The organism is Marinifilum sp. RC60d5, from assembly GCF_052400665.1.
GTDB lineage: Bacteria > Bacteroidota > Bacteroidia > Bacteroidales > Marinifilaceae > JBQTGK01.
In genome coordinates this window covers 40,666-67,046 of sequence record NZ_JBQTGK010000008.1, presented here as the reverse complement: position 1 = coordinate 67,046, position 26,381 = coordinate 40,666, and the positions used below count along the sequence as shown (strand labels likewise).

Genomic DNA, 26,381 nt, shown 5'->3' with positions numbered 1-26,381 from the left:
TGTAAAGCTGTTTTTAGCTGTTATTTTTATATAATTAGCAGGGGCAAAAAGGTGTGGTGATACAATTGTAATTTAATGCCCGTTTATGCTTGTAAATAATTTGCATGTCCAGAAATAATTTTATAAAATTTTGTAATTTCGATACATAAAAATTGGTTTCTATGTTCAAATATATTTTTTCTCTATTGCTCCTTTTTGTTGGATTTATTGCTCAATCTCAAAAGGTAGAACTTTTATATTTTACCGATGCACATCAGATTTTTCCTGTTAATGATGTGGAAGGAGGACGTGGAGGAGTAGCTCGACTGAAAACAATAGCAGACAAGATCAAAGCTGATAACCCCAATAGTTTGTTACTACATGGGGGGGATTTATGTGGAGGTGTTCTTTTTGGTGGGATGTATAAAGGAGAGCCTATGATCGAGGCTTTTAATGATATTCCGGTTGATATCTGCAATTTTGGTCAGCATGAATTTGATTTTGGAGTAAATCACACTTTAAAGTTGTTGAGCAAATCGAAATCGGCGTGGTTTAGTTCCAATCTTAAAAATAGAGAAGGAGAAGTATTTGCGGGTTTGCCAAAATACTTAATTAGAAAAATTGGCGGCATGCGAATTGGTTTTATTGGCATTACCGATGCCATGAACACAACAAGAAAAAGTAATAGGGTTATTCAGGAAGATTTATTTGTGGCCATATCCGATGTTATCGAAGAATTAAAATCTGTCGATTTTTTGGTTCTGCTAAGTCAGACCAGTTTAAAAACAAACCAGGAAATACTTCAACAGTTTCCTGATATCGATTTGGTTTTAACCGAAGAACAATACGAGAGGGAGAGTAATATTTTTTACAGGGGAAGCGTTCCAATAATTTCTACAGCCGGAAATATGAGTTCGCTTGCTAAAGTAAGTATCGGAAAAGATAAAAGATCCCTAATCGAAATAATTCCTTTAGATTCTTCTATACCTTCTGAGAAGTACCTTCGTGATATGGAGGTATATTACAAAAAGGATATGGACTTAAAATTATCGGAGCAGATTTCTTATTTGGAAGTTCCTTTAAATTTTAGAAATGGAATAGAAGGTGAAAGTGTGGCAGGAAATTTAATAAGCGATGCGTTTCGTGAATATTACGATTCTAATATTGGATTAATAAATGGCGGAGGAATAAGGGCTGATGTTCCCAAAGGAGTTTTTACCCTTAAATCTTTACGTTCCCTGTTGCCGTTTGGAAATAAAGTCTGTAAAATTTTACTTAAAGGGGCTGATTTAAAAAAAATATTAAAAAAATATGCTCGCGATACAAATGGTCAATTATTGCATGTTTCGGGAATTGCTTACGAGTATTATCAAAGGCAGGATTCTATAAAAGTACAATGGAAAGGTAAAAGTTTAAATGATGAAGAGCTGCTAAGTGTTTCGCTGAACAATTATCTTATGAATAAATTAAAGGTGGATTTTGAAGTTTTAGTAAATGAAACCGATAAAAATTCCATAGCCGATTACGAGATTCTGCAACAGTATTGTGCCGAAAAAAAATCCCTGCATCCGGAGTTGCAAGGACGATTTAAAATTATTCGCGAGTAATTATAAACTTAAAGCTAGTGTAATATAGAAACTTCGGCCAGGGGCATAAATGGATTGATTATTGCTTCCTTTTACCGACCGGCTTAAATGTTCATAGTATGCCTTATCGAAAATATTTCGCAAACCTCCACTTAGATTAATATGGTTGGAAACAAAATACGAAGCCCTAAAATTTGCGATAAAAAAGTCGGGTGTTTCTGTTTCTCCATAAGTTTTGGCTATTCTACTTTGTTTTAATGCATACCTAAAAGTGAATTCAGGTTGAAATTTGTTTTTAAAAAAGTGACCGCCAAATGCATACCGAATATCCATAGGTGGAATCTCGGGTAAAGCATGATTTTGTTCCTTATTTTTTCCGTAGGTATAGGCAAGATTTATTTTGTGATACAGATGATTTGTAATGCTTTGATTAAAATTAATCTCGAAGCCACGCATAACAGCTTTGTTAATATTTATATATTGTTTAACTCCTGCAGCACTTGCTATTCTTGGGCTTAGCTCATTTTTAATTTCTGAGCTTATGTAATTTCTAAGAAAAGAGGTAAATACATTAATGTCTAAGTCGAAATTTTTCTCTTTCCAGCTAAAATTATAATCTAGCTGATAGTTGATTTCAGGATCGAGACTTGTATTTCCTATTCTTTCGTAAGGATCAATATCAACAGGAAGGTAATTGATAAATCGTTCGGTTAAACTACCACTTCGAGCTGCACGCCCAAACCAAAGTCCCATTCTAACTTTATCCGAAACATCGTGAGTGGCACCAATACTAAGCGAGATATTCACATTTGTAGATGGATTTTTCGGGTTTAAAATGGCAAAATTATCGTCTTTTTGTCTGCTTTCTGCCCAATTGTTATCGAATCTTGCCGAAGCAACAAAATAGGTGTTGTTAAGCGAAAAATGGAATTCTCCAAATAAGCCTAAATTATTTATTTTACTATCCTGCCAGATGTTGTCATAAACTGTGTTGCCGGCCATTGATCCCATTAGCATTTCTCGTGAACGAGTACCTTCGGCTTGTTCCGATTTATAATCGAGCCCTGTAAAAAGAGAACTTTCTTTGAATTGAAAGGCTGCTTCGGTTCTAAAACTGTAATTTTTTGTTTTGGCTTCGGTAATAGCATTCACTTTTCGTGGATTTAAATTTTTGTCCAAATTATCCATAACATGATCTACAAAAGATGCATTGGCCGATGTAGAAAGAGATGCAAGAGCCGATTTGTGAAACGTAATTTTATGTCCAAGGCTAATTAATTTGGTATCATCTTCTCGCAAATCCATATTTAAAGCAGGAAAATCAACATTTTCGGCATAATTACTATTGGCCGATAGTTTCATGCTTTGGGAGTTTGATAACTTTAAAACACCAGAAAGACCTATGTTTCTGCGGTTAAATTCAGATGCAACTTTATTTCCATTTCCATCTTCATAATCCGACCCTTGGCTATAGGCACCAAAAATTCCAAAATTGTAGAATTTTCCCTTTAGGCCAGCTAAAGCCTCAGTTCTAAAAATATCGCCATTACTTTCGTAGCTGCCAGAAGCGCGACCAAAACTTTTTACTTGCTCCGAAAATCCATTCCCCGACGATTTAAAATGAATGCTGCCACCAAAAGAACTGCCATAACGCAGCGAATGCGGGCCTTTCATAATTTCCACTTTATCAATCATGTTTAAAGGAATTTGGCTGATTGGTGGATCCATTCGGTTGGGGCAGGCAGCTGTGGCACTTAAGCCATTATCCATTATAATGTTAATTTGATTGTATTTAAAACCGCGCATAACCGGATCAAAACCATAACTTCCGCTTTTACGGATTCCACCTATTAGAGCTGTTTGACTAAGAAATTCGCCTGCATCGTGCGATAATTTATCTTGCGGGCTTACTTTCATTATTTTCGATTCCGATTTTCCACTTTGGCGCGCAATAACAGTTGCTGGCATAAGCGAAATGTAAGCTTTATCTAAAAATAGCTTGCCCGATTCAATTGCGTTTTTTACGGCATGACTGTCAATGATTTTTTTCCCATAATTTACATGCGAGATGTGAAGTTTAACACCTTCGATAAAGTTGATTTTAATTTCGCCTTTGTTAGATGAGCTTCCTTTTTGTGTACTATATAAATAATGAGCATGAGCAATTGGAGCATTAGATGCCCGATCGATAATTTGTATAGTTTTTTGCGAATAGGCCTGAAAGCCCAATAATATGAGACAGAAGCTTAGGGTTTTTCTCATTTGATTATGTTTTGATAAGCAATATAAGACACTTTTATGAGTGAATAGAATGTGTGAAATTTTATTCGTTGTTAGTGTATTAAATATACAAAGTTTTACCTAATCTTTTAACAATTGCCTGGTAAAGTTGTGCGTTATAGTTTGATTATGAGATAGGGATATGTGTTGAGAAGAAGTTGCTTTGATTATCCTTAAATTGGCATTGCTATTTCAGAAGTTTTGTCTTACCGGATTTTTATAAATAGAAAAAGTGCTTACCTAAATAATAGATAAGCACTTTTTTATGTATTGTAAGTTCTGTTTTACAGATTAATTACTTTATCGGCATTAGCTTGTAGAGTAATAATATCGGGCATACTGCCAACTGTACCTATTTTAATTTTATTGGATAAACCATAAAAATCAAGACAGGTTTTACAGGCAACTATTTTAACTCCTTTTTCTATTAAATTCTGTAAGGCTTCGAGAGCAGGTGAGTTTTCGCAAAGTAGTTTTACTCCTGCATTATAGAATACCATAATTTTTGGTAATCTGTTATCAGCATTGAGTAGTTTAAAATAGTTTGTAGCTAACTTAAGACCTAATTCTTCGCTTCCCGAACCCATTCCATTTTGGGTAACTTGTATTAATGTATTTTTATGCATGATTATTTTACGCTGATATATGCTTCGTTATCGTTCTTTCTTTCTACTAATTTACCTATTGGACTTAAGTCGAAACCTTCTTTTTTTGCTAATGTCACGAACTCTTCAGTCTTATTGTTGTCTACTGCAACAAGCAATCCACCACTGGTTTGAGGATCGCATAATAATGCTTTTTGATTTTCGGTAATTTTACCAATTAAATGGCCATAAGAAGCCCAGTTTCGTTTTGTTCCTCCTGGAGTACTTCCTTGCTGAATTAATTTTTCAACGCCATTGATTTTTGGAACAGCATCGTATTCAATTACAGCATTAACATTGCTGCCTTCGCAAATTTCGCTTAGGTGGCCTAAAAGTCCGAATCCAGTAACATCGGTCATCGATTTAATGTATTCCTGCTCGCCAAATACAACTCCTACTTTGTTTAGACTGCACATTAAGTCAACAGCTATTTTGTTGTTTTCGTGTGCGATTAATTTCTTTTTTTCGGCAGTTGTAAGTACGCCAATACCCAATGGTTTGGTGATATAAAGAGTGCAATTAGGAGTAGCAGTATTGTTCTTTTTAACACGCTCGGTTGCAACAACTCCATTTACCGATAAACCAAAAACGGGATCGGCAATATCAATGGAATGTCCTCCCGCCAGTTGAATTCCAGCATCGGCACAAACATCTCTTGCTCCCTCAACAACTTTTTGAGCGATATCTGTTGATAATTTTTCCAGAGGCCAGGCTAAAATTGCTAATGCCATAATTGGCTTTCCTCCCATGGCATAAATATCGCTAATGGCATTGGTTGCAGCAATTCTACCAAAATCATAAGGATCATCAACAATTGGAGTAAAAAAATCGGTTGTGCTAATTAAAGCCTGACCGTTTCCTAAATCGAAAACTGCAGCATCGTCCTTTGTATCGTTACCTACCAAAAGATTAGGGTTTGGAACTCTGGGAGTGCTGCTTTTTAATATGCATTCCAAATCTTTAGGTGAAATTTTACAGCCACATCCGGCTCCCGGACTAAACTGAGTTAGTTTTTTAATTTCCATGTATTATGATCTTTTTATGACTCAGCAAAGATATTGATTTTTGTGTTTCGTTGTAACAGTATCTCTCTTCTATTTTTTATGAAAATTATAAGAATCAGCAGTATTGTGAATTTAAATTTTCAATAGATCACCTAAATAAGAGTCAGTACTCTTTAGAATTTTATAAATTTGCTGCTCTCAAATAAATATTAAATGAATTTGAAAAAGTTTATTTCCATATCGATAAGTATTGCAGTTCTTTTAGCAATTGTTTGTTTATTTGGCTGCTCTCGTTTTTTGCATTTCAGAGAAAAATCAAAATTTGAATTGTCTGTAAATGAGTGTTCTGGGATAACTTGTATTAACGAGATTGATTCTAATATCCAACGAGACTTAAGGAAAGAGGGGAAGCGAATGTTGCAGATTTACTTGATTCGTCATGCTAAACCAAATTTAAAAAAGAAACTTTTTTACTCTGCACAGGAAGCTCAGCAGTATGTTCGCGATTACAATTCTGTTCCAGTTGTTCCAATCGACAAAAGTTTAGTGAAAGTAAATTTAAATGCGAATCATATTATTTATTGTTCTAACCTTCCTCGTTCGCAGGAAACTGCTTTACGTATTTTTGCTGATCAATTTCCTATAGTTTCCGATTCGATTTTTAGGGAATATGAAATACGAATGATAAATGCCAATAGTATTATTAAATTACCATTGGTGATATGGCAGGCCTTTAGCCGGGGAAGCTGGATGCTGGGATACAATCACAATGGAATAGAGAGCCGGAAAGAGGCTAAGTTGCGCGCTAGTATGGCTGCCGAAAATTTAATTAAAGTGGCAAAACTAGAGGAAACAGCCGTTTTGGTTGCTCATGGAATGCTTAATGGCGGAATTGAAAAAGAACTAAAAAAGCGAGGCTGGAAACTGATTCAAAAGAAAGGTCATCTTAACCTTGGTGCTACTGTTCTTGTAAAAATTATTGATTTGTAATTTTTAAATAAGTAGCATTCTTTACATTTTGGCATCTCCCATAATAAGGGAGAAATTCAAATTGAAAGTATTTGTGAGTTATTTTTTATTCTTGGGATTTTATTTTGGGAATTTGAAGTATTATTTTTTCCTAATCATCATTAATCCATGGCGAATTGGGAGCATTAAATTTTCAACTCTGTCGTCTTTCTGAATGTATTCATTAAATGCTAAAATTCCCTGAGTCTGCCTGTCGTTCGGATCAACATGGTCAATCACTTTACCATCCCATAAAACATCATCGGCAAGAATAAAACCACCTTGCTTTAGTTTTGGAAAAATAGCTTCGAAATACTCTATGTATTGACGTTTATCGGCATCAATAAAAACCATATCGAATTTTTCATCGAGGGTGGGAATAATCTCTAAAGCATCACCAATGTGGAATTTAATTTTATTTTCACAATTGGCTTGTTTAATAAATTTGCGAGTGAAATATTCCAGTTCATCATTATGGTCGATGGTATGAATTTCACAATCATCAGAAGTTCCCTTGGCCATGCTAATTGCCGAATAGCCTGTATAAGTACCAATTTCCAAAACACGTTTTGGATTCATCATCTGGCAAATCATTTTAAGAAACTTGCCTTGCAAATGACCCGATAACATTCTCGGGCGAAGCATTTTAACATGAGTTTCTCTTGATAAATTTTTCAGTATTTGATCTTCTTCTTCAGTATGGTTAAGGATATAATCTTCTAATTCTTTATTTATCTCCAACATGGAATATTATGATTTTGCGTGTTCGTAAAAATTATAATTTTGGTTTCTTATAGCTGTGTGTGCATCTTAATTCACAAAATTACTAACTCACGAAATCTTATTTATACATCAAAGTGGTTAATTTTTCTTTGTTTAAAATTTCTTTGGCAACTTCTTGTAACTGTTCTGCAGTAATGGATTCCACTTTTTGGTAAATTTCCTCAAGAGAATCAACACGATTGTAAAGAAGAAAGCTTTTTCCTATGTTCAGCATTAAATTTTCATTGTTTTCAGAGGAAATAGCAATTTGGCCAATCATTTGATTTTTAGCTTTTGTTAATTGTCCGGGCCCTAATTTCTTCGAGCAAAGTAAATCCATTTCTTTGTGGATCAATTGCAAGCATTTGTCAAGATAACCTTTGTCGGTTCCGAAATAAATACTAAAAACACCAGTATCTGCATAAGGTGAGTAGTTTGCTTCGATATTATAAGCTAATCCGTATTTCTCACGAAGCGATAAATTTAAGCGGGAATTCATACCAGGACCGCCTAATATATTTGTTAAAAGCGAAAGAGGTATTCTTTTTTCATCATTGGCATCATAAGCTATATTTCCTAAAACGCAATGTCTTTGAAAAGTGTTTTTTTCTATGGTTTGTGTTCTTGGAATGTATGAATTGGGTTTAATTCTTTCTTTGGTACGAATATTTTCAGGAATTTGGCCGAAGAATTTTTCTACCATTTTTATTAATTTCTTAAACTCGATATTTCCAACCGAACTAATTACCATTTGATCGGTATGGTAATTATTCTCGATAAAATTTAAAATATCATCACGTTTAAAAGCTTTAATATGCTTTGGTGTTCCAAGTATATTTCGTCCAATTGGATCTTTAGTGAAGACTAATTCTTCAAAATCATCAAATATTAATTCCGATGGAGAATCTTTGTACGAGTTAATTTCATCAAGGATTACTTCTTTTTCTTTTTCGAGTTCTTTTTCTGGGAAAACAGAATTAAAGGTAATATCGCTTATAAGCTCAAGAGCTCTTTTATAATCTTTATTAAGAAAGGTAGTATAAACACAGGTTTCTTCTTTGGTTGTGTAGGCATTTAGTTCACCACCAACATCTTCCATTCTACTTAGAATATGATATGCCTTACGTTTTGTTGTTCCTTTAAACACCACATGCTCTATAAAGTGAGCAATTCCCCATTCTTCTTCTTTCTCATCTCGTGAACCCGTATTCAAAATAATTCCGCAATGTGCCACCTTAGCACTTACCGGACGATGAATTAAACGGATACCGTTTGATAATGTGTGAGTTTCGAATATCATATACTTTTTTATTAGGCTGCAAAGGTAACAAGAAGTTTACAATACGATTAAATTTCCTTTCTAATTTTCTTGATTTTATTTGGAGGTGTAAAATTTTTACGTACTTTTGCATCGCTCAAGTAAAGAGGGTACCATAGCTCAGTTGGTAGAGCAATGGACTGAAAATCCATGTGTCCCTGGTTCGATTCCAGGTGGTACCACATCCTTTTTCTTCGAGCAAAATACCAAGGGGTACCATAGCTCAGTTGGTAGAGCAATGGACTGAAAATCCATGTGTCCCTGGTTCGATTCCAGGTGGTACCACAAAAAGAGAGAAGAGCTTACTGTTTTTCTCTCTTTTTTATTTTTGTATATTTGATATTGTAATCGAATAGTATCAAATGAAAAAATATCAATCTAAAATTGGAACAGGAATTCTTATTTTTTTAATTGTAGTTTTAGGTGGCTTAAGCGTAATTTCGCTATATCAAGGAGCCTGGATCGGTGTAGTAATTATAGGTTTAGTAGGGGTATTTATTGGCTATATTTTCTCATCAACCCAGTATGTTATTCATGATCAAGTATTGAATATCAAAAGTGGGTTTGTAGTTGATATTTCTATTCAGATTGAAACAATTAAAAGTATTTCAAAGAGTCGAAATTTGATTAGTTCACCTGCCAATTCTCTAGATAGAATAGAAATTAGATATAATCAATATGATACAGTATTAATCTCTCCTCAAAATAAAAAAGCATTTATTCGGAATTTGAAAGAAGTTAATCCAAATATTGATAGTACAGATGTTGATTTTTAAAGAGCCTGTATAAGAAAGAGCCAGTAGTCATGATTGATTACTGGCTCTTTTTTGTATTGTGTTATGGTTTAATTCGCATCGATCAACTCTTCTAAGCCTTTTTTCTTGAATTCTCTTTCTGTAGTCGATAAAGATTTTGCAGCTGTTACAACGGGAAAATTTCCCTGGCTGATATAGTCTAGAGCAGCTTTAAAATTCGATTCATTAATATCTCCAAAATCATGACTCAGATCATCTGATATTTCATAATCTACAGCAATGCCTTCAAAATAATTTCCTTCATCATTGGCATTGGTTATGGAAAAGCTAATGGGTACAATTGCCAAATCGTATTCTTCAACCTCAAAAACATACATACCTACTGGTTTTCCGTGAGTTTTACTTCCAATTAAAATTACATTTTCGTTTCCAAGATAAGGTTTTAAGCCATTAATCACCATTTCGCTAGCCGAGGCAGTTGACGCTGTCGTGATCACAAATATTCGGTTGAATCCGAATGCTAAAGTCTGATCTGAAAATGCTTCGCTAAAGTTTTCTCCGCTTTTAGAATTGTTGTGAAAGGTTTTGGAGTAAATTTCACCTTGATATATGTTGCCAGTAATTAAGCTGGCAAGCTGATTTGAAATATAAGTGCTCCCTCCTCCATTGTAACGTAAATCTAAAACCAATTCTTCGGCATTTTCAGTTTTAAAATAATCGAATACTTCGTTTAAGTCGTCTTCCGAACTGCCAATAAAACTATCGAAAGCAAGATATGCTACTTTTGTTCCCTGGTAGTTTACAACCTCTCTTTTTAGTACCGAATTTTGATCAAGTTCGATTTGATTAGCTGAGAACTCTTTTATTTCGCCCAGATCATTTTCAAAAACGAAGTCTGCCGATGATTTATCCAATTCATCTAGGATTTGGTCATCTGTTAAATCAGCAATAATGTTACCATTGATTTGCTTTAGTTTCCATCCACGTGTTATTCCTTCTGCAACTAAAGGTGATGACTCGAATATTAATTTAACTCTTAGGTCATTATTATTATCATATTTAAAAGCAAGTCCGTAACCTGTATAGGTCCCATTTTCGAAATAGGCTAACAGATCCTGAAGATTGGCGATATAACTCCAACGATCTTGCGATACCAGCAAATCTTCAAAATAATCATTAACCGAAGAGTAATCGGAAGAATTTATATTTGGAATATCCTTATTCCATAAATACCATTCATTCATTGTTGCATCAATACTTTCAAATATAGTACTGGAATTTTCTCTTTCAGAATTGTTATCATCATCGTTGCAGGAGAGAAAAGAAAATGAAAGGAGTATGGCTAAAATAAAATGTACTGCCGATTTATTTAATGAAATATAAGTCATCAAGATGTATTTTAATAATTAGTATTCAGCTTATTTGCTATCAAAAATCATACCTTGTTTAATTTTAACTGGATATTTTATCATTTATTGCTTAAAAAAGGATTTGATATTTGAAATAAATCTAAATAACTAGCGAAAAAATTGATTCTTAATAGCTTTCGATATTCTCTTAATAAGTAATTTTTACAGATGGTGATAAATAGTTTTGCCAAATAGGATTTTTACTTACATTTGTAGCACCAAAGGGTACCATAGCTCAGTTGGTAGAGCAATGGACTGAAAATCCATGTGTCCCTGGTTCGATTCCAGGTGGTACCACGAAAAGAGAGAAAAACGAAGTGTTTTTCTCTCTTTTTTGTTATATTAATTTTCAAGAGAGTTTGGTGCTTTTTTAATGGGGTAGCCTTGGCAAAAAAAAAAGCAAAATTCAATCATTTTTTGATCATGAAAATTGAAGTTTACATATTGGTTAGTTCTAAGTTAGGAATTTATTATGTAGGTTATACTAAAGATTTAACCAATAGGATAGAAATGCATCAAAATGGAACTTTTCAAGATTCCTTTACCTCAAAGGCAAAAGATTGGGAATTGTTTTATTGTATAGAATGCGAATCTATTGTACAGGCGCGACGAATAGAAAAGCATATAAAAAGAATGAAAAGTAAGAAGTATATTGAGAATTTACCAAAGTATTCTGAAATTTCATTCAAGTTATTACAAAAGTATAAATAGTGTTTCTGGTTCGCCCCGAAAGCTTTCGGGGCCAGGTGGTACCACGAAAAGAGAGAAAAACGAAGTGTTTTTCTCTCTTTTTTGTTAGCTCAAACCTGAAGGGAGTCTGTCGGAATTTTTGGATCGCTAGAGAATTTAGATTTATGTCGATAGCATATATAAATCATTATTTAGGCAGTATTTAACTAATCAGCGATATAGATTATAAAAGTAAACTAACATGTTTGCTATTATTGCATTTTCTTAATTTGCTTTCTGAATCTACATTTTGAGTAATTTTTTCTCAATTTACAGGACTTATTCTGTACGAGTTTGAACAATTTTCAAATTACAAACGTTTTCGGTCTAAAATAAAGAAATTCAAGTCTCTAACTAATTTTTTTATTGGAATTAATACAATATTTTTGTAGGACTTAGACCAAGTAAAAAGAATTTAAGATATAAAATACTTTAAAATGACAAATAATAAAAAAGCTTTGTTGATGATCCTCGACGGATGGGGGATTGGTGATAAATCAAAATCAGATGTAATTTCTTCAGTGGCTACTCCTTATTTGGATGGTTTATTGGCTAAATATCCTAACTCTCAGCTGAAAGCTTCGGGTGAGTTCGTTGGATTGCCTGATGGACAAATGGGTAATTCAGAAGTAGGACACTTAAATATTGGTGCAGGTCGTGTTGTTTATCAGGATTTGGTAAAAATCAATATGGCAGTAGAAGAAGACACGCTTAAGGATAATGAACAAGTTGTAAAAGCTTTTACTCATGCCAAAGAAAATGGTAAAAAAGTTCATTTGATTGGTTTAATTAGTGATGGAGGTGTTCATTCATTAAGTTCTCATGCAATTGCTTTGTGTGATGCTGCTCAGGCTTTTGGTTTGAAAGATGTGTTTGTTCACGGTTTAACTGATGGACGTGATACAGATCCAAAATCAGGATTGGGATTCGTAAAAGAATTTTCTGAAGCAATTGAAAAAACAGGTTCTGCAAAATTTGCATCTCTTATTGGTCGTTACTACGGAATGGATAGAGATAGCAATTGGGATCGTGTGAAACTTGCTTACGATTTATATACAAAAGGAGAGGGTAAAACTGCGACTAACGCTGTTACCGCGATGGAAGAATCATATGCAGACGGTGTAACTGATGAATTTTTGAAGCCTGTTGTGATGGTTGATGCCAATGGAGCTCCTTTGGCTAAGATTGAAGAAGGAGATGTAGTGATCTGTTTCAATTTCCGTACTGACCGTTTGCGTCAAATGACAACTGTGTTTACGCAGGAAGATAAAAAGGAATTCGGAATGCACACTATGGATGTGGAATGGTACACCATGACATGTTACAATGCCAACTTTAAGGGCGTTAACGTAATCTATGATAAGGATAACGTGAAGAACACAATGGGTGAAGTGGTTGCAAATGCAGGCAGAAAACAAATTCGAATTGCCGAAACTGAAAAATATGCTCACGTAACTTTTTTCTTTTCAGGAGGTAGAGAGGCTGAATTCGAAGGCGAAAGAAGATTGATGGTTCCTTCTCCAAAAGTGGCTACTTACGATTTACAACCAGAAATGTCGGCTCCAGCTGTTGCAGATAAAATTACTGCCGAATTAAATGCTAAATCGGCTGATTTTGTTTGTTTGAATTTCGCTAATGGCGATATGGTAGGACATACAGGAGTGTACGAAGCAATTTCAAAAGCAGTTCAAGCTGTTGATAAATGTGCCGAACAAGTTGTTGAAGCGGCTAAAGCAAATGGTTACGATGTAATTATTATTGCCGATCATGGAAATGCCGATTTTGCAGTTAATGCTGACGGTTCACCTAACACAGCTCACTCTTTAAATCCAGTTCCTTGTATTTGGGTTACAGAAAATCCAAAGAAAATTGAAAATGGTATTTTAGCTGATGTTGCTCCAACATTACTAGATATCATGGGGATTGAACAACCTGAAGATATGACAGGAAAATCTTTGATAAAATAAAAGATTGTAACCGTATATATAACATTCCGTACTATCTTTGCGCGATAGTGCGGAATTTTTATATCAGCTTGGCTGATACAACTTATTAAAGTATAAAATAGTGTTACAAATAGGAAAAGCCATAGTAAGTCTCGATGTAATTGAGAAAAAGTTTATTTGCGACATAGCAAAATGTTGCGGAGCTTGTTGTGTAGAGGGAGATTCCGGAGCCCCACTGGAAGAGGAAGAAAAACAAATTATCGAAGATATTTATCCTGATATTAAGGAGTATCTTACCGAAAAAGGAATTCAGGAAATCGAAAAACAGGGAACTTCGGTGATTGATGCTGATGGAGATTTGGTTACCCCAATTATAAACGGGAAAGAATGTGTGTATACAATTTTTGTTAAGGGGATTGCAATGTGTGGTATTGAAAAAGCATTTTTAGATGGCAAAATTTCGTATCGTAAACCTATTTCGTGTCAATTGTATCCAATTAGAATTGACAAGTATGCCGAATTTGATGCCGTAAATTATAATAAATGGGATATTTGTAAGCCAGCACGCGAACTAGGCTTTAAAAATGGAACGCCGGTATATAAATTCCTGAAAGAGCCATTAATTAGAAAATATGGCCAAGATTGGTATAACGAATTAGAATATGCAGCTGAGCATATCGAGGAAATTATGAAAGTTAGATAACTCGAAAGAGTATTATTATTATATGATATTGTAAGAGAACAGTAGCCAATAGGTTGCTGTTTTTTCTTTTGTACTAGTTTGTTGCTTTGTATTTTGTAAATAATTCACAGATCTGATATCTAAAATCTCATGATCTGTTGTATATTTACCTTTCTAAATATTTAAATCCAATAAACACACATTAATATGGAAAATATTAAAGCATATATTGAAGAAAATCAGGAGAGATTCCTGAAAGAATTATTTGGTTTAATTCGTATTCCATCGATTAGTTCGATTGAAGCAAATAAACCAGAAATGTACAAAGCTGCAGAATACTGGAAGCAATTAATGTTAGATGCCGGAGCTGATAAAGCTGAGGTTTTCGAAACAGAAGGAAATCCGGTTACTTATGGTGAGAAAATTATCGATCCTAAATTGCCTACGGTTATGGTATATGGTCATATGGACGTTATGCCTGTTGATCCTATTGAGCTTTGGGATACCGACCCTTTTGAACCAGTAATTAAAGATGGAAAAATTTGGGCTCGTGGTGCCGATGATGACAAAGGTCAGGCATTTATGCATGCCAAGGCTTTCGAATACATGGTGAAGAACAATTGCCTTCCTTGTAATGTAAAGTTCATGATTGAAGGAGAAGAAGAAGTTGGTTCTCCTAATCTTCCTAAGTTTTGCGAAGAGCACAAAGAAATGTTGCAAGCTGATGTAATCCTAGTTTCTGATACAGGAATGATTGCTCCGGATATACCATCAATAACTACAGGTTTACGTGGTTTGATGTATTGGGAAGTTGAAGTAACTGGTCCTAATCGCGATCTTCACTCAGGATTGTTTGGTGGTGCAGTAGCGAATCCAATTAATGTTTTGGCTAAGATGATTACTCAAATGGTTGATGAAAATGGTCACATTACCATTCCTGGATTTTACGACGATGTAATTGAAGTGTCGAAAGAAGAAAGAGCTATGATGGCTGAAGCTCCTTTTGATGTTGATGAGTATAAAAAAGCAATTGATGTGAAAGAATTGGCTGGCGAAAAAGGATATACTCCTTCTGAGCATACAGGAATTCGTCCATCTTTTGATGTTTGTGGTATTTGGGGCGGTTACATTGGAGAAGGAGCAAAAACAGTTCTTCCTTCAAAAGCTAATGCTAAAATTTCTACTCGTTTGGTTCCTAATCAAAACTGGGAGAAAATTTCGGTTCTTTTTAAAGAGCATTTCGAAGCTATTGCTCCCGATTGTGTAAAAGTTGAGGTTACTCCATTGCATGGAGGTCAGGGATATGTATGTCCTATTGACCTGCCAGCTTATCAGGCAGCAGAAAAAGCATATACCGATGTTTATGGAAAACGTCCTGTACCTGTTCGTTCGGGAGGATCTATTCCAATAATTTCTTCTTTCGAAGAGATTTTGGGGATTAAATCGGTATTAATGGGATTTGGTTTGGAAAGTGATGCAATTCACTCACCAAACGAAAATTACCCATTAGAGCAGTTTTTCAATGGTATCAACACTATTCCATTGTTTTATAAATATTATGCTGAATTATTGAAAAAATAATTCACTAATTATAAGTTAAAAGGGTATTTCGTTTGGAAATACCCTTTTTTGTTGCAAATACAGTTTTGGTATGATAACTTTGTGTTCTGCCATATAAGAAGAATGAATTCTTTATGTTGTTGAGAAAATTATTGTTATATTTCCTTTGGAATTTAGCTAAAAGTATTTGTATTCTTATATTTAGCTACTAATTTTGTTAAATTAGTATTTGTGGTGTATTTGTACGATTTCATTGTAAGGATAACCAGGAAATAAGGCTTAGGGATTCATAGAAAATAGAAATCATACAGGTTGAAGTAAATTTGTATTACATGGATGAAATTTTTGGAAAAATTGGTACTGCTCAAACGTTAAGTCAGAAGATTGAACGCCGAATTGAAGAAGCAATACGTCAGAAAAAGCTATTGGTGGGAACCAAGTTGCCTTCAGAACGTGAATTGTGCGAAATGTTTGCAGTTAGTCGAACGGCTTTGCGCGAAGCACTTCGTCGTTTAAGTGCCAGAGGTTTAATACAAATAAAAAAGGGAAGTGGAATGTTCGTTAGCGAACTTAAAATGGAAGATGCGGTCGAATCATTAAATCTATACTACGATTTAAGTTTCGATAGCAATTTAATTTCCCAGATTATTGAAGTTCGTAGAGTATTTGAACCAGAAATAGCGAGAATGGCTGCACGTAATAGATCTGAGCAGGATGTTGAGCTTTTGCATCGCAATATTAATGCTCTTGCCGATTGTAATCCAGACAATACTCAAATGGAGGCAGATATTATCAATAAATTTCATCTAAATGTTGCAAAATCAACAGGAAATCCAATTGTAATTATTTCTATGGAGCCCATTTATTCTCTTCTTCCGCGAATGCGTAATTTAATTTATGCCAATGTTGATGGCGAAAAGGATTTTACGATAAAAGCTCATCGTGCAATATTTGAAGCCATAAGAGATAAGGATGGCGATCGGGCTTATAAAGAAATGGTAGAGCAAATTAATCGGACATTAGAGGTTTATACTCAATATCTTAAAAAGTAAAATGTATTTTTAAAATAAAAAAAGCGGAGACTGAAAATAATTTCAGGCTCCGCTTTTTGCACTATGTGTGAGTGGTACTATGCATTTTTATAGGCTTCAATAGCCTTTTTTACCGAACCATGTTCTAAAAGAAGGTTTTTCGATAATTCTTTATCTAGTTTAAGTTCTTCCATTATCATTATGGTTCCACGTTCAACTAATTTTTTATTAGTTAACTGCATGTTAACCATTTTATTTCCTTTTACTCTTCCCAGTTTTATCATTAAACTGGTGGTAATCATATTTAATATCATTTTTTGTGCAGTGCCGGCTTTTAGTCGGGTGCTTCCGGTAATAAACTCAGGACCTACAATGGCTTCTATTACATATTCAGCTTCCTTAGAAATAGGAGAATCTGGGTTGCAGGTAATACATGCGGTAAGTAAACCGTTTTCGCGTGCAGTTTTCACGCCTCCAATAACATAAGGAGTTGTGCCCGAAGCGGCAATTCCTAAAACAGAATCGTGTTCATTAATTTTAAATTGCTGAAGTTCGTCCCAGGCTTTGGTGGCATCGTCTTCGGCAGATTCAACAGCATTTCTTAGCGCTTTATCTCCTCCGGCAATTAATCCAATTACAATATTTGAAGGGACTCCAAATGTTGGGGGAAGTTCCGATGCATCTAAAACACCAAGTCTTCCACTTGTGCCTGCTCCCAAATAAAATAAGCGTCCGCCAGCTTTTATTCTGTTAATTAATTGACTTACAAATTTTTCAATTTCAGGAATTGCTTTTTGAACAGCTAAATGTATCTGACCATCTTCTTTGTTAATGCCATCAAGTATTTCGATAACCGACATTTTATCTAAATTAGAAAAGTTAGAAGATGCTTCAGTTATATTTTTAGGTGTTTCTTTATCTGGTGTTTTATTCATTTTTAATTTGTTTGATATGGTACTGAATTAAACCTTCCAATGGACTTTGAACTATCTCTCCAGGTGTTAAGTACATTTCTTTTGCTACAAATTGTAATTGTTGTTTAAAATGAAATGCGATGCTTCCAATAAAATGAATTGGGAGGTTTAAGTGATTATCGTATTGTTTAATGTTACGCTCGAAAAACTCTGTAAAACTTGAGGTAACTAAGGTTAAAACATAAGTGTTGTTAATGTTTTCGGCAAGAAAAATTGCGAATTGTGCAAGAAAACGACTAGGTGATTCTTCCCTGTATATTTTATTGATGATATCTGCATATTCAAAATTGTATTTTTTGTAGAATGCATTGGTGATATCTTTAGGGGCAACTCCTTTTAAAATGTCTGCTATTAGCTTTTTTCCAAGAACAGCACCGCTTCCTTCATCTCCTAGAATATAGCCTAGTGGACGAACATTTTGAATAATTGTTTCTCCATTGTATAAACAAGAATTCGAACCTGTTCCAATTATGCATGCAATTCCTTTTTCGTTTCCACATACCGATTTGGCTGCTGCTAATATATCGCTGTTAATTTCACAGCTTGCGTTTGGGTAAATGTGTAATAAAGCATTTTTTACAATTTGCTTTTTTTCTTCTGTGGCACATCCAGCTCCATAAAAATAGATGCAACTCACAGAATTGAAATTGTCTAAGGAGCTAATAATCCTTATTATTGAATCAATATCCTGATGAAAAGGATTGATTCCTTCTGTTTGTTGGCGTTTTACTACTTCATCTTTATTAAGAAGTACCCAATCTGTTTTTGTAGATCCGCTTTCAGCTACTAATATCATTGTATTATTTTGTAATATGTATGATGAGTATTGATTGATAACATGTTTTAAAAAAAATATAAGCTTTTAAAGCTTGTGTAAGCAAGTTTGTTTTCACTTATTCAATCTGTAACACTCTTGTAATCTATAGGAGACTATTCCTACTTTACAAATATAGAAAAATTAATTTCCACAAAAAAGTATTATATAACATGTAATACCAATTTTGGAAAATTTAAATTTCTGTTCTATTTTTGAACTGAAAGTAATTTAAATCAGGAGATAACATTATGGAGAATCAAATTTTACAATTTAGAGGAGAGCTTGATGAAGCTAAGTTGTATTACCAACCTTCCGATGAGTTCGATAAAACGGTAAAAACCCGATATGAAAAAATGTCAGCCGATATTTTTGCAACTGCAGCCAAGGGGGCAAAGTGGGTAGCAAGCCAAATTGCAGATGTAATTAAACTAAAAGCCGACGCAAACGAAATTTGTGTTTTGGGTTTGGCTACTGGAGCCACTCCTTTGGGTGTATATGCCGAACTGGTGCGCTTACATAAGGAAGAAGGACTTTCTTTTAAAAATGTTGTCACTTTTAATTTAGATGAATATTATCCTATGTTCAAGAGTAGTATACAGAGCTATAACTATTATATGGATGATGTTTTATTTAATCATATCGATATTCCACGAGAACAAATTAATGTCCCTGATGGAGAAATAGATAAGAAAGGAATATTTAATTATTGCAGTGAGTATGAGAATAAAATAGATTCTTTTGGAGGTTTAGATTTACAAATATTAGGAATCGGTAGAACCGGACATATTGGTTTTAATGAACCAGGATCCCAACTCGACTCAAAAACCCGATTGATAATGCTCGATTCATTAACCCGACGTGATGCAGCTAAGGATTTTAATGGAATAAATAAGGTCCCGAAAGCTGCCGTTACAATGGGTGTTGGTACGATATTTAAAGCCAAAAGGGTAATACTAATGGCTTGGGGAGAAGGTAAAGCTTCCATTGTTAAGAAGGCATTGGAAGAGAGTCAGTGCGATTCTGTTCCGGCAAGTTATCTTCAGCGTCATAAGGATGTGAAATTTGTTTTAGATGTACCCGCAGCTGGAGATTTAACACGTGTAAAAAATCCATGGCTGGTAGGCAGTGTAGAGTGGAACAGATATTGGATTAGAAAAGCTGCTGTGTGGTTGTGCAATAAGTTAGGTAAACCAATTCTTAAATTAACTAATCGTGATTATAATGATAACGGACTAAGTGAGTTGCTTGCCTGGTATGGTTCGGCTTACGAGGTTAATATTAAGGTGTTTAACGATTTACAGCATACCATTAGCGGATGGCCGGGAGGAAAGCTAAATGCTGATGATACCTACCGTCCGGAAAGGGCAGAGCCAGCACAGAAAAAAATATTGGTTTTCAGTCCGCATCCCGACGACGATGTAATTTCCATGGGTGGAACCTTAAAAAGGTTGGTCGATCAGAATCATGAAGTACATGTAGCCTACCAAACTTCTGGAAATATAGCTGTTGCCGATGATGAAGCTGTTCGTTATTTATCTTTTGTGAAAGGTTTTGCAAATACTCATGATACGAATGAGGGTAATTTGCAATGTGTAATTGAAGATATTCGTAAATTTTTATTGGAGAATAAAGAACCCGGAGGAGTTGATACCCCAGAAGTTTGCAGAATGAAGGCCTTAATTAGAAGAGGAGAAGCCAAAGCAGCTTGTCGTTTTGTTGGTGTTCGTTCAAAGAATCTGCATTTTTTAGATCTTCCGTTTTATGAGACCGGAAAAGTGAAGAAAAATCCATTAGGAGAGGAAGATGTTCAAATTTTGGTGAACTTATTAAGAAAGGTAAAACCACATCAAATATTTGCTGCCGGAGACTGGTCCGACCCACATGGAACTCACCGCGTTTGTTGGGAAGGAATTTATCAGGCATTACAAATTGTGAAAGAAGAAGAGTGGATGGATAATTGTTATGTATGGCTATATCGTGGAGCATGGCAGGAGTGGAGTCTGGATGAAATTCAAATGGCAGTGCCCATTAGTCCGGAAGAGTTGCAACACAAACGGAATGCAATTTTGCGCCATCAGTCTCAAATGGAATCGGCACCATATTTAGGAGGAGATTCTCGTTTGTTTTGGCAGCGGTCGGAAGAGCGAAACAGAGCAACTGCAAATTTATTTAATAAGTTAGGCTTGTCAGAATACGAAGCAATAGAAGCTTTTGTCAGGTTTATTGTTTAGATTTATAAATGAATTAACTGGGCAGATAATACACTGTCCGGGTTTTCATTTTTGGATATAATTATATTGATTTTTCAGAGATATGAACTCAGTTTTAAATTTGATTGTAAACAAGGCTTTTGTAAAGATTTTGGTTCTAACTGCAGCTTTAATGATAGGGAGCTTTAATTCTCAGGCTGCCAAAAAATCGCAGCGAAAAAAACGAAAAGTTGAAAAAGCTGCCACAGAGTTTGCAAATCAGGCTTCGAAGGGGGTTGCTTATCGATTTAAAGCAGATAGCTTGTATTTTAATTCTCAGGAAAAAGAAATTGTTGTGTATATGAATTCAAGCTTTTCATATATTCCATTTCGACCGAAAACTGTTGAGCAATACAAATTTAAACTGAAAGAAATTTTAGGAAGAAGATTTCGAGATTATTCTGTTAAAATAGAGTCGATGGGAGTTAAAATTGATGACCTTATTCCTAATTTCTATCGGGAAAATAACATAGCAAATGATAGGTTAAGTCCTATGCGTGATAGTGTAAAGCCATTAATTCGAAGACAAAATAAAAATGTAATTAAAGGATTAAAAGGAAAGCATATTGCCTTATGGCATTCTCACGGATGGTATTACGAAAATACTTTGGATAGGTGGGAATGGCAAAGAGCCAGAGTTTTCACAAGTGTAGAAGACATGTGGACCATGGAATTTATGGTTCCTTATATCGCTCCAATGCTCGAAAACGCAGGGGCAATTACTCTTTTTCCCCGCGAGCGAGATGTTCAAAAAAATGAGGTGATAGTAGATAAAGATTGGTCGTCTTCAGGATCGGAATATATCGAAATTGGCGATTGGGAGCAGAATCGACAAAAAGGATTTGCTAATAAATATCCGTTTTATCTGGAGGGAGAAAATCCATTTAACCTGGGTGAAAGTAGTCAGATTGAAGCGAAGAAAATACCCAAATCTAAAGTTCAATACATCCCTTTAATTCCCGAAAAAGGAGAATATGCAGTTTACATATCTTACTCTGTTGATGATGATAATGTAACAGATGCTCATTATACGCTTCATTATGCAGGTGGTACTACCGATTTTATAGTCAACCAAAGCATGGGTGGGAAAACCTGGATTTATTTGGGAACATTCCTGTTCGAGAAAGGAAAAAATCCAGACAAAGGAATGCTAGAATTAAGCAATCAGAGTAGCGAACAGGGGAATTGGGTTTCGGCAGATGCTGTTCGTTTTGGAGGAGGAATGGGAAATATCGCTCGTGGTAAAGAAGATGAATTGGATGAATTAAAAGAGGAAAGAGATCGTTTAACTTTTAATATGGACTCTGCAAAATGGCAGAAATATACCAGTAATCGCCCAAGGTATCATGAAGCAGCACGTTACTATTTGCAATATGCCGGAATGCCCGATTCAATTGTTTATAGTATTAATAAAGACTATAAAGCCGATTATAGTAATAGAGGTAAAGAGGCTGCAAAATTTCAAAAACGTGAAAATGGCAAAACCGACTACAAAGATGATTATATGAGTCGTGGAGAATGGGTTGACTATTTAATGGGAGCTCCTGCGGGGCCAACCAAAAATGTTGATGCAAAAGGTTTAAGTATTCCTATTGATATGGCTTTGGCTTTTCATACCGATGCAGGTATTACGAAAAACGATGATATTATAGGTAGTTTGGCAATTTATAATACTACCAGGGGTGATACTTGTTTTCCTAACGGACAATCGAAGTGGGCCAGTCGTGATTTGGTAGATATTGTACAAACTCAGGTTGTAGAAGATTTAAGGAAACTGTATGAGCCTAAATGGAGACGCAGAGGAATGTGGAACAAACAATATTCCGAAGCATACCGACCTAAAGTACCAACCATGCTTTCCGAAATGTTATCTCATCAGAATTTTGCAGATATGTATCAGGCAATGGATCCAAAATTTAAATTTGATGTAGGCAGAGCTTACTACAAAGGAATTTTGAAATTTTTATCGAATCAGGATGGTAAAGATTATGTGGTTCAGCCTTTGCCTGTTACTAATTTTAGAATTGATGAAACGGATGAGGGAATTCTATTGAGATGGAAATCGGTTGAGGATCCTTTGGAACCAAGTGCAGTTGCTAAGAATTATAAAATTTATACCCGAAAGAATAATGGAGCTTTTAATAATGGGCAAATAAGCAATCAAAACGAAATAAAAATTTCAAATTTGGAAACAAATGTGATTTATAGTTTTAAGATTACAGCTTTGAATGATGGAGGTGAAAGTTTTCCTTCCGAGATATTGGCTTACTGTAAATCAGAGAATGGAGAAAAACCTGTTCTTATAGTGAATGGTTTCGATCGTGTGGCTGCTCCGCAGGGATTCGATAATGGTAAATTTGCTGGTTTTATGAGTGCTGAAGATGAAGGGGTATCCTATAAAAGAAATATTGCTTACGTTGGAGATCAGTACGATTTCAATAGAGAATCACTATGGCTCGACGATGATGCACCGGGACACGGTTCTTCTTATGCTAATATGGAAGATAAAATTATTCCTGGAAATACTTTTGATTATCCTTATGTGCATGGTGAAGCAATAAAAGCTGCGGGATATGGTTTTGTTTCCATGAGCGATGAAGCATTTGAATCAGGAAACTGGAATGAGAAAAATTATTCAGCTTTGGATTTGATATTTGGTGAGGAAAAAACTACAAAGAGAATTTATGGTTTAGAGAATAAAGATTTTACCATTTATACGCCTAAAATGTGTAAGGCAATAAGAAAGTACATTGCCGGCGATAATGCCAAACTAATAATGAGTGGAGCTTATGTTGGCACTGACATACAATTGTGTGGAGATACTTTAGCAAGAGAATTTGCAGGTAAAGAATTACACTTTTTATTCAGAACCAATCATGCAAGTAAATCTGGCTTACTCTCACATCCAAACGGAGTAAGAAATAATTTTAAAGGAGAATACCAGTTTACAACAGAATATAATCCAAAAATATACAAGGTGGAAGCACCCGATGCAATTGAGCCCGTTGGAAAAAATGCAAAAGTGTTTCTTCGATATAGTAAAAATTCCAAAAGTGCCGGAGTCGTTTACGATGGCGAATATCAGTCAATAATTTTGGGTTTTCCTTTTGAAACCATAGGTTCTAAAGAAGACAAAAATGAGTTGATGAAACAGATATTCAATTTTTTTAAAAAATAGAATAATAAAAAATATACATACAATGAGTGCTAAAATTACATGTTTTATCCCATTTGGGACAAAAGAAGAAACCCTTATTACGGTAAACGAATTAAGGAAGTCAGCTTTGGTTGCAAATATTTTTATTGTGGGAAATAATGCAGAAGAAGTAGAAGGAGCTACAATTCTGAATTGCGACGATCTAACCAAAGGAAAAACAATTCATTTGATTGCCGAGAAAGCAAATTCTGCTTATGTGTTTATCTACACCAAAACAAGTGCCTTAACTATGGGGCAACTGGCATTGGAACGTTTTTATCAGGTGGCAAGCGATACAAACACAGGTTTGGTGTATTCAAATTACAGAGCAATTAAAGAAGGAGTAGTAGAAAATTTGCCGGTGATTGATTATCAGGAAGGTAGTTTGAGAGATGATTTTAATTTTGGATCGGTACTTTTTTATGATGCAGGTGTATTGAAAGAAGCTGTAAATGATGTAAATAAAAAATATGAACATGCTGGTTTATATGCTCTTCGTTTGGCGGTTGCAAATCGTGCTGAGTTTATGAGAATACCAGAAGTTTTGTACACCGAAGAAGAATTGGATACCAGAAAATCGGGAGAGAAAATTTTCGATTATGTAGATCCTAAGAATCGCGCTGTGCAAATTGAAATGGAAGAGGCTTGTACCGAGCATCTAAAAAGAATTGGTGCTTATCTCGAACCTAAATTTGCCGATGTAGCTTTTAACGAAGTAGATTTTGAAGTAGAGGCTTCGGTGGTAATACCAGTTCGTGATCGCGTTAAAACAATCGAAGATGCCATAAAATCGGTTCTTACACAGAAAGCAAATGTTAATTTTAATTTAATTATTGTTGATAATTATTCTACCGACGGAACAACAGAAATTATTCAAAAATATGCAGCTCAGGATAAGCGAATAATTCATATTATACCAGAAAGAAAAGATTTGGGAATTGGCGGTTGCTGGAACGAGGCTGTAAACAACAAAGCTTGTGGTAAGTTCGCAATTCAATTGGATAGCGACGATTTGTATGCTAACGATACAACAATTCAGCAGGTGGTTGATGCATTTTACAGAGAAAATTGTGCCATGGTAGTTGGAACATATCAGATGGTGAATTTTAAACTGGAAGAAATTCCTCCCGGAATTATCGATCACAAAGAATGGACTCCCGAAAATGGACGAAACAATGCTCTTCGTATAAATGGTTTGGGTGCACCTCGTGCTTTTTATACTCCGGTATTGCGTAAAAATCCAATTCCAAATGTAAATTATGGTGAAGATTATGCCCTGGGTTTGGCAATTTCCCGTAGATATCAGATTGGTAGAATTTATAATCCTGTTTATTTGTGTCGCCGTTGGGATGATAATTCTGATGCTTCTTTGGATATTGAAAAAATGAATGTTCATAATACATACAAGGATAGGGTTCGTACAATTGAACTAAAAGCCAGAAAATTATTAGTAAAATAGATAGTTAGTGTTTCAGAAGTCTTTTGGGTTAAAATAGCCCTATGGCTTTTGTTTTGTTTCAGAATTGACAAATTAAAAATCGATGTAATTTTAAGAAAATGAGGAAAATTGGTTTATATCTACTTCTAATTTCGCTTGCTTTTTGTTCGTGTAAAGGAAATGCCGAAAAACAGCAGGATACTGCGAGAATTCAGTTGGAAGATTCTATCGATCAGGCAATTTTTAATTCCATAAAAGATATTGTAAAAAGTAAAAGCTTGTACAATCAGGAAATAAATGAAAGAAGCATAGCAATAGCTAAAATGTTCCTGCAAACTCCCTATGTGGGTGGAACCCTCGAAACCGAAGGCGAGGAAAATCTGCGTGTAAATTTAAGAGGACTGGATTGTACTACTTTGCTCGAAAATGTAGTTGTTTTATCAGAAATATCGGGGAAACAGGATTTTAATGCCAAAGATTTTTTGAATAAACTGGAATTTATTCGTTATAAAAAAGGCAAGATTGCTGGTTATACTTCGCGTCTTCATTACTTTACAGATTGGATTTTTTACAATCAGAAAAAAGGAATTCTTAAAGATATCACACAAGAAATAGGTGGTGTTAACTATCAAAAGCACATCAATTTTATGAGTACTCATATTAATAGTTATGAGGCTTTAAAAGCTGATACTTCTTTAGTAAATATAATTCGCAAGAGTGAAGATGCTATTAATAAAAGAGAATTGTTTTTTATTCCCGAAGAGAATATTGCAGTGGTAGAGAATAAAATTGAAAATGGAGATTTAATCGCAATTACCACAAAAATAAAAGGACTGGAAATTTCTCATGTTGGTATTGCGATTCATGTGAATAACAGGTTGCATTTAATTCATGCTTCGAGTAAAGCTAAAAAAGTAGTGATATCGGATATTCCTTTAGCAGAAATGCTCATGCACAGTAAATATCAATCGGGAATTATGGTGGCCCGCCTAAAGTGATAGATTCTAAAATAAA

Annotated in this window: 20 protein-coding genes and 3 tRNA genes; 15 read left to right on the top strand and 8 right to left on the bottom strand. The window is 34.8% G+C overall.

From position 1 onward, the window contains the following. Positions 1-161: 161 nt before the first annotated feature. On the top strand, positions 162-1,586 hold the full coding sequence (locus ACT3CE_RS15085) for a bifunctional metallophosphatase/5'-nucleotidase (RefSeq protein ID WP_444710600.1): 1,425 nt from the start codon (positions 162-164) through the stop codon (positions 1,584-1,586). On the opposite strand, the gene ACT3CE_RS15080 is transcribed toward ACT3CE_RS15085, so the two are convergent. From ACT3CE_RS15080 to selD, 3 genes are all read right to left on the bottom strand, one after another. Further along, entirely contained in the window at positions 1,587-3,827 is a 2,241-nt protein-coding gene (locus ACT3CE_RS15080; protein ID WP_444710599.1) for a TonB-dependent receptor domain-containing protein, read from the bottom strand. A gap of 302 nt (positions 3,828-4,129) precedes the next feature. Beyond that, complete coding sequence (gene yedF / locus ACT3CE_RS15075) at positions 4,130-4,471, bottom strand: sulfurtransferase-like selenium metabolism protein YedF (protein ID WP_444710598.1); 342 nt, start codon at positions 4,469-4,471, stop codon at positions 4,130-4,132. Between the two features lie 2 nt (positions 4,472-4,473). Then, complete coding sequence (gene selD / locus ACT3CE_RS15070) at positions 4,474-5,514, bottom strand: selenide, water dikinase SelD (protein ID WP_444710597.1); 1,041 nt, start codon at positions 5,512-5,514, stop codon at positions 4,474-4,476. A 192-nt stretch (positions 5,515-5,706) separates the two neighbouring features. On the opposite strand from selD, the gene ACT3CE_RS15065 reads away from it, so the two are divergent. After that, the gene (locus ACT3CE_RS15065) at positions 5,707-6,483 is read left to right on the top strand and encodes a histidine phosphatase family protein (protein ID WP_444710596.1); all 777 of its coding nucleotides are present in this window, start codon (positions 5,707-5,709) and stop codon (positions 6,481-6,483) included. A gap of 120 nt (positions 6,484-6,603) precedes the next feature. Here the strand turns inward: ACT3CE_RS15065 and ACT3CE_RS15060 are convergent, their stop codons facing one another. Together ACT3CE_RS15060 and ACT3CE_RS15055 are read right to left on the bottom strand one after the other, a co-directional pair. After that, positions 6,604-7,245, bottom strand: coding sequence for an O-methyltransferase (locus ACT3CE_RS15060; protein ID WP_444710595.1), 642 nt, complete (start codon positions 7,243-7,245; stop codon positions 6,604-6,606). Positions 7,246-7,342: 97 nt separating this feature from the next. Next, positions 7,343-8,563, bottom strand: coding sequence for a M16 family metallopeptidase (locus ACT3CE_RS15055; RefSeq protein ID WP_444710594.1), 1,221 nt, complete (start codon positions 8,561-8,563; stop codon positions 7,343-7,345). 127 nt (positions 8,564-8,690) lie between these two features. Between ACT3CE_RS15055 and ACT3CE_RS15050 the strand changes: the two genes are divergently transcribed. The 3 genes from ACT3CE_RS15050 (at position 8,691) to ACT3CE_RS15040 (ending at position 9,357) form a co-directional block, all read left to right on the top strand. Next, a tRNA-Phe gene (locus ACT3CE_RS15050) sits at positions 8,691-8,763 on the top strand. A gap of 30 nt (positions 8,764-8,793) precedes the next feature. Further along, a tRNA-Phe gene (locus tag ACT3CE_RS15045) sits at positions 8,794-8,866 on the top strand. 77 nt (positions 8,867-8,943) lie between these two features. After that, complete coding sequence (locus ACT3CE_RS15040) at positions 8,944-9,357, top strand: PH domain-containing protein (protein ID WP_444710593.1); 414 nt, start codon at positions 8,944-8,946, stop codon at positions 9,355-9,357. A 68-nt stretch (positions 9,358-9,425) separates the two neighbouring features. Here the strand turns inward: ACT3CE_RS15040 and ACT3CE_RS15035 are convergent, their stop codons facing one another. After that, positions 9,426-10,724, bottom strand: a complete 1,299-nt coding sequence (locus ACT3CE_RS15035; RefSeq protein ID WP_444710592.1) for a S41 family peptidase — start codon at positions 10,722-10,724, stop codon at positions 9,426-9,428. Between the two features lie 245 nt (positions 10,725-10,969). Here ACT3CE_RS15035 and ACT3CE_RS15030 point away from each other — a divergent pair. From ACT3CE_RS15030 to ACT3CE_RS15005, 6 genes are all read left to right on the top strand, one after another. Beyond that, positions 10,970-11,042: transfer RNA gene (locus ACT3CE_RS15030), tRNA-Phe, on the top strand. Positions 11,043-11,168: 126 nt separating this feature from the next. Then, the gene (locus tag ACT3CE_RS15025; protein ID WP_444710591.1) at positions 11,169-11,456 is read left to right on the top strand and encodes a GIY-YIG nuclease family protein; all 288 of its coding nucleotides are present in this window, start codon (positions 11,169-11,171) and stop codon (positions 11,454-11,456) included. 455 nt (positions 11,457-11,911) lie between these two features. Next, positions 11,912-13,441, top strand: a complete 1,530-nt coding sequence (gpmI, locus tag ACT3CE_RS15020) for a 2,3-bisphosphoglycerate-independent phosphoglycerate mutase (RefSeq protein WP_444710590.1) — start codon at positions 11,912-11,914, stop codon at positions 13,439-13,441. 100 nt (positions 13,442-13,541) lie between these two features. Further along, entirely contained in the window at positions 13,542-14,123 is a 582-nt protein-coding gene (locus ACT3CE_RS15015; protein WP_444710589.1) for a DUF3109 family protein, read from the top strand. A 186-nt stretch (positions 14,124-14,309) separates the two neighbouring features. Next, complete coding sequence (locus ACT3CE_RS15010) at positions 14,310-15,683, top strand: dipeptidase (RefSeq protein ID WP_444710588.1); 1,374 nt, start codon at positions 14,310-14,312, stop codon at positions 15,681-15,683. Positions 15,684-15,994: 311 nt separating this feature from the next. Continuing rightward, on the top strand, positions 15,995-16,714 hold the full coding sequence (locus tag ACT3CE_RS15005) for a FadR/GntR family transcriptional regulator (protein ID WP_444710587.1): 720 nt from the start codon (positions 15,995-15,997) through the stop codon (positions 16,712-16,714). Between the two features lie 77 nt (positions 16,715-16,791). Here ACT3CE_RS15005 and murQ read toward each other — a convergent pair whose 3' ends face one another. Then, positions 16,792-17,628: an N-acetylmuramic acid 6-phosphate etherase gene (murQ, locus tag ACT3CE_RS15000; protein WP_444710586.1), complete on the bottom strand. Its 837-nt coding sequence runs from the start codon at positions 17,626-17,628 to the stop codon at positions 16,792-16,794. Then, positions 17,621-18,463: an ATPase gene (locus ACT3CE_RS14995; protein WP_444710585.1), complete on the bottom strand. Its 843-nt coding sequence runs from the start codon at positions 18,461-18,463 to the stop codon at positions 17,621-17,623. Before ACT3CE_RS14995 ends, murQ begins: the two co-directional genes overlap by 8 nt. A 269-nt stretch (positions 18,464-18,732) precedes the next feature. On the opposite strand from ACT3CE_RS14995, the gene nagB reads away from it, so the two are divergent. The 4 genes from nagB to ACT3CE_RS14975 all read left to right on the top strand — a co-directional run bounded on the left by nagB (position 18,733) and on the right by ACT3CE_RS14975 (position 26,365). After that, positions 18,733-20,715, top strand: coding sequence for a glucosamine-6-phosphate deaminase (nagB, locus tag ACT3CE_RS14990; RefSeq protein ID WP_444710584.1), 1,983 nt, complete (start codon positions 18,733-18,735; stop codon positions 20,713-20,715). 82 nt (positions 20,716-20,797) lie between these two features. Next, positions 20,798-23,911 (top strand): golvesin C-terminal-like domain-containing protein, encoded by a 3,114-nt coding sequence (locus tag ACT3CE_RS14985; protein WP_444710583.1) that lies wholly within the window; start codon positions 20,798-20,800, stop codon positions 23,909-23,911. Between the two features lie 22 nt (positions 23,912-23,933). Next, entirely contained in the window at positions 23,934-25,388 is a 1,455-nt protein-coding gene (locus ACT3CE_RS14980; protein WP_444710582.1) for a glycosyltransferase family 2 protein, read from the top strand. Positions 25,389-25,486: 98 nt separating this feature from the next. Then, positions 25,487-26,365, top strand: a complete 879-nt coding sequence (locus ACT3CE_RS14975; protein ID WP_444710581.1) for an N-acetylmuramoyl-L-alanine amidase-like domain-containing protein — start codon at positions 25,487-25,489, stop codon at positions 26,363-26,365. Positions 26,366-26,381: the final 16 nt, after the last annotated feature.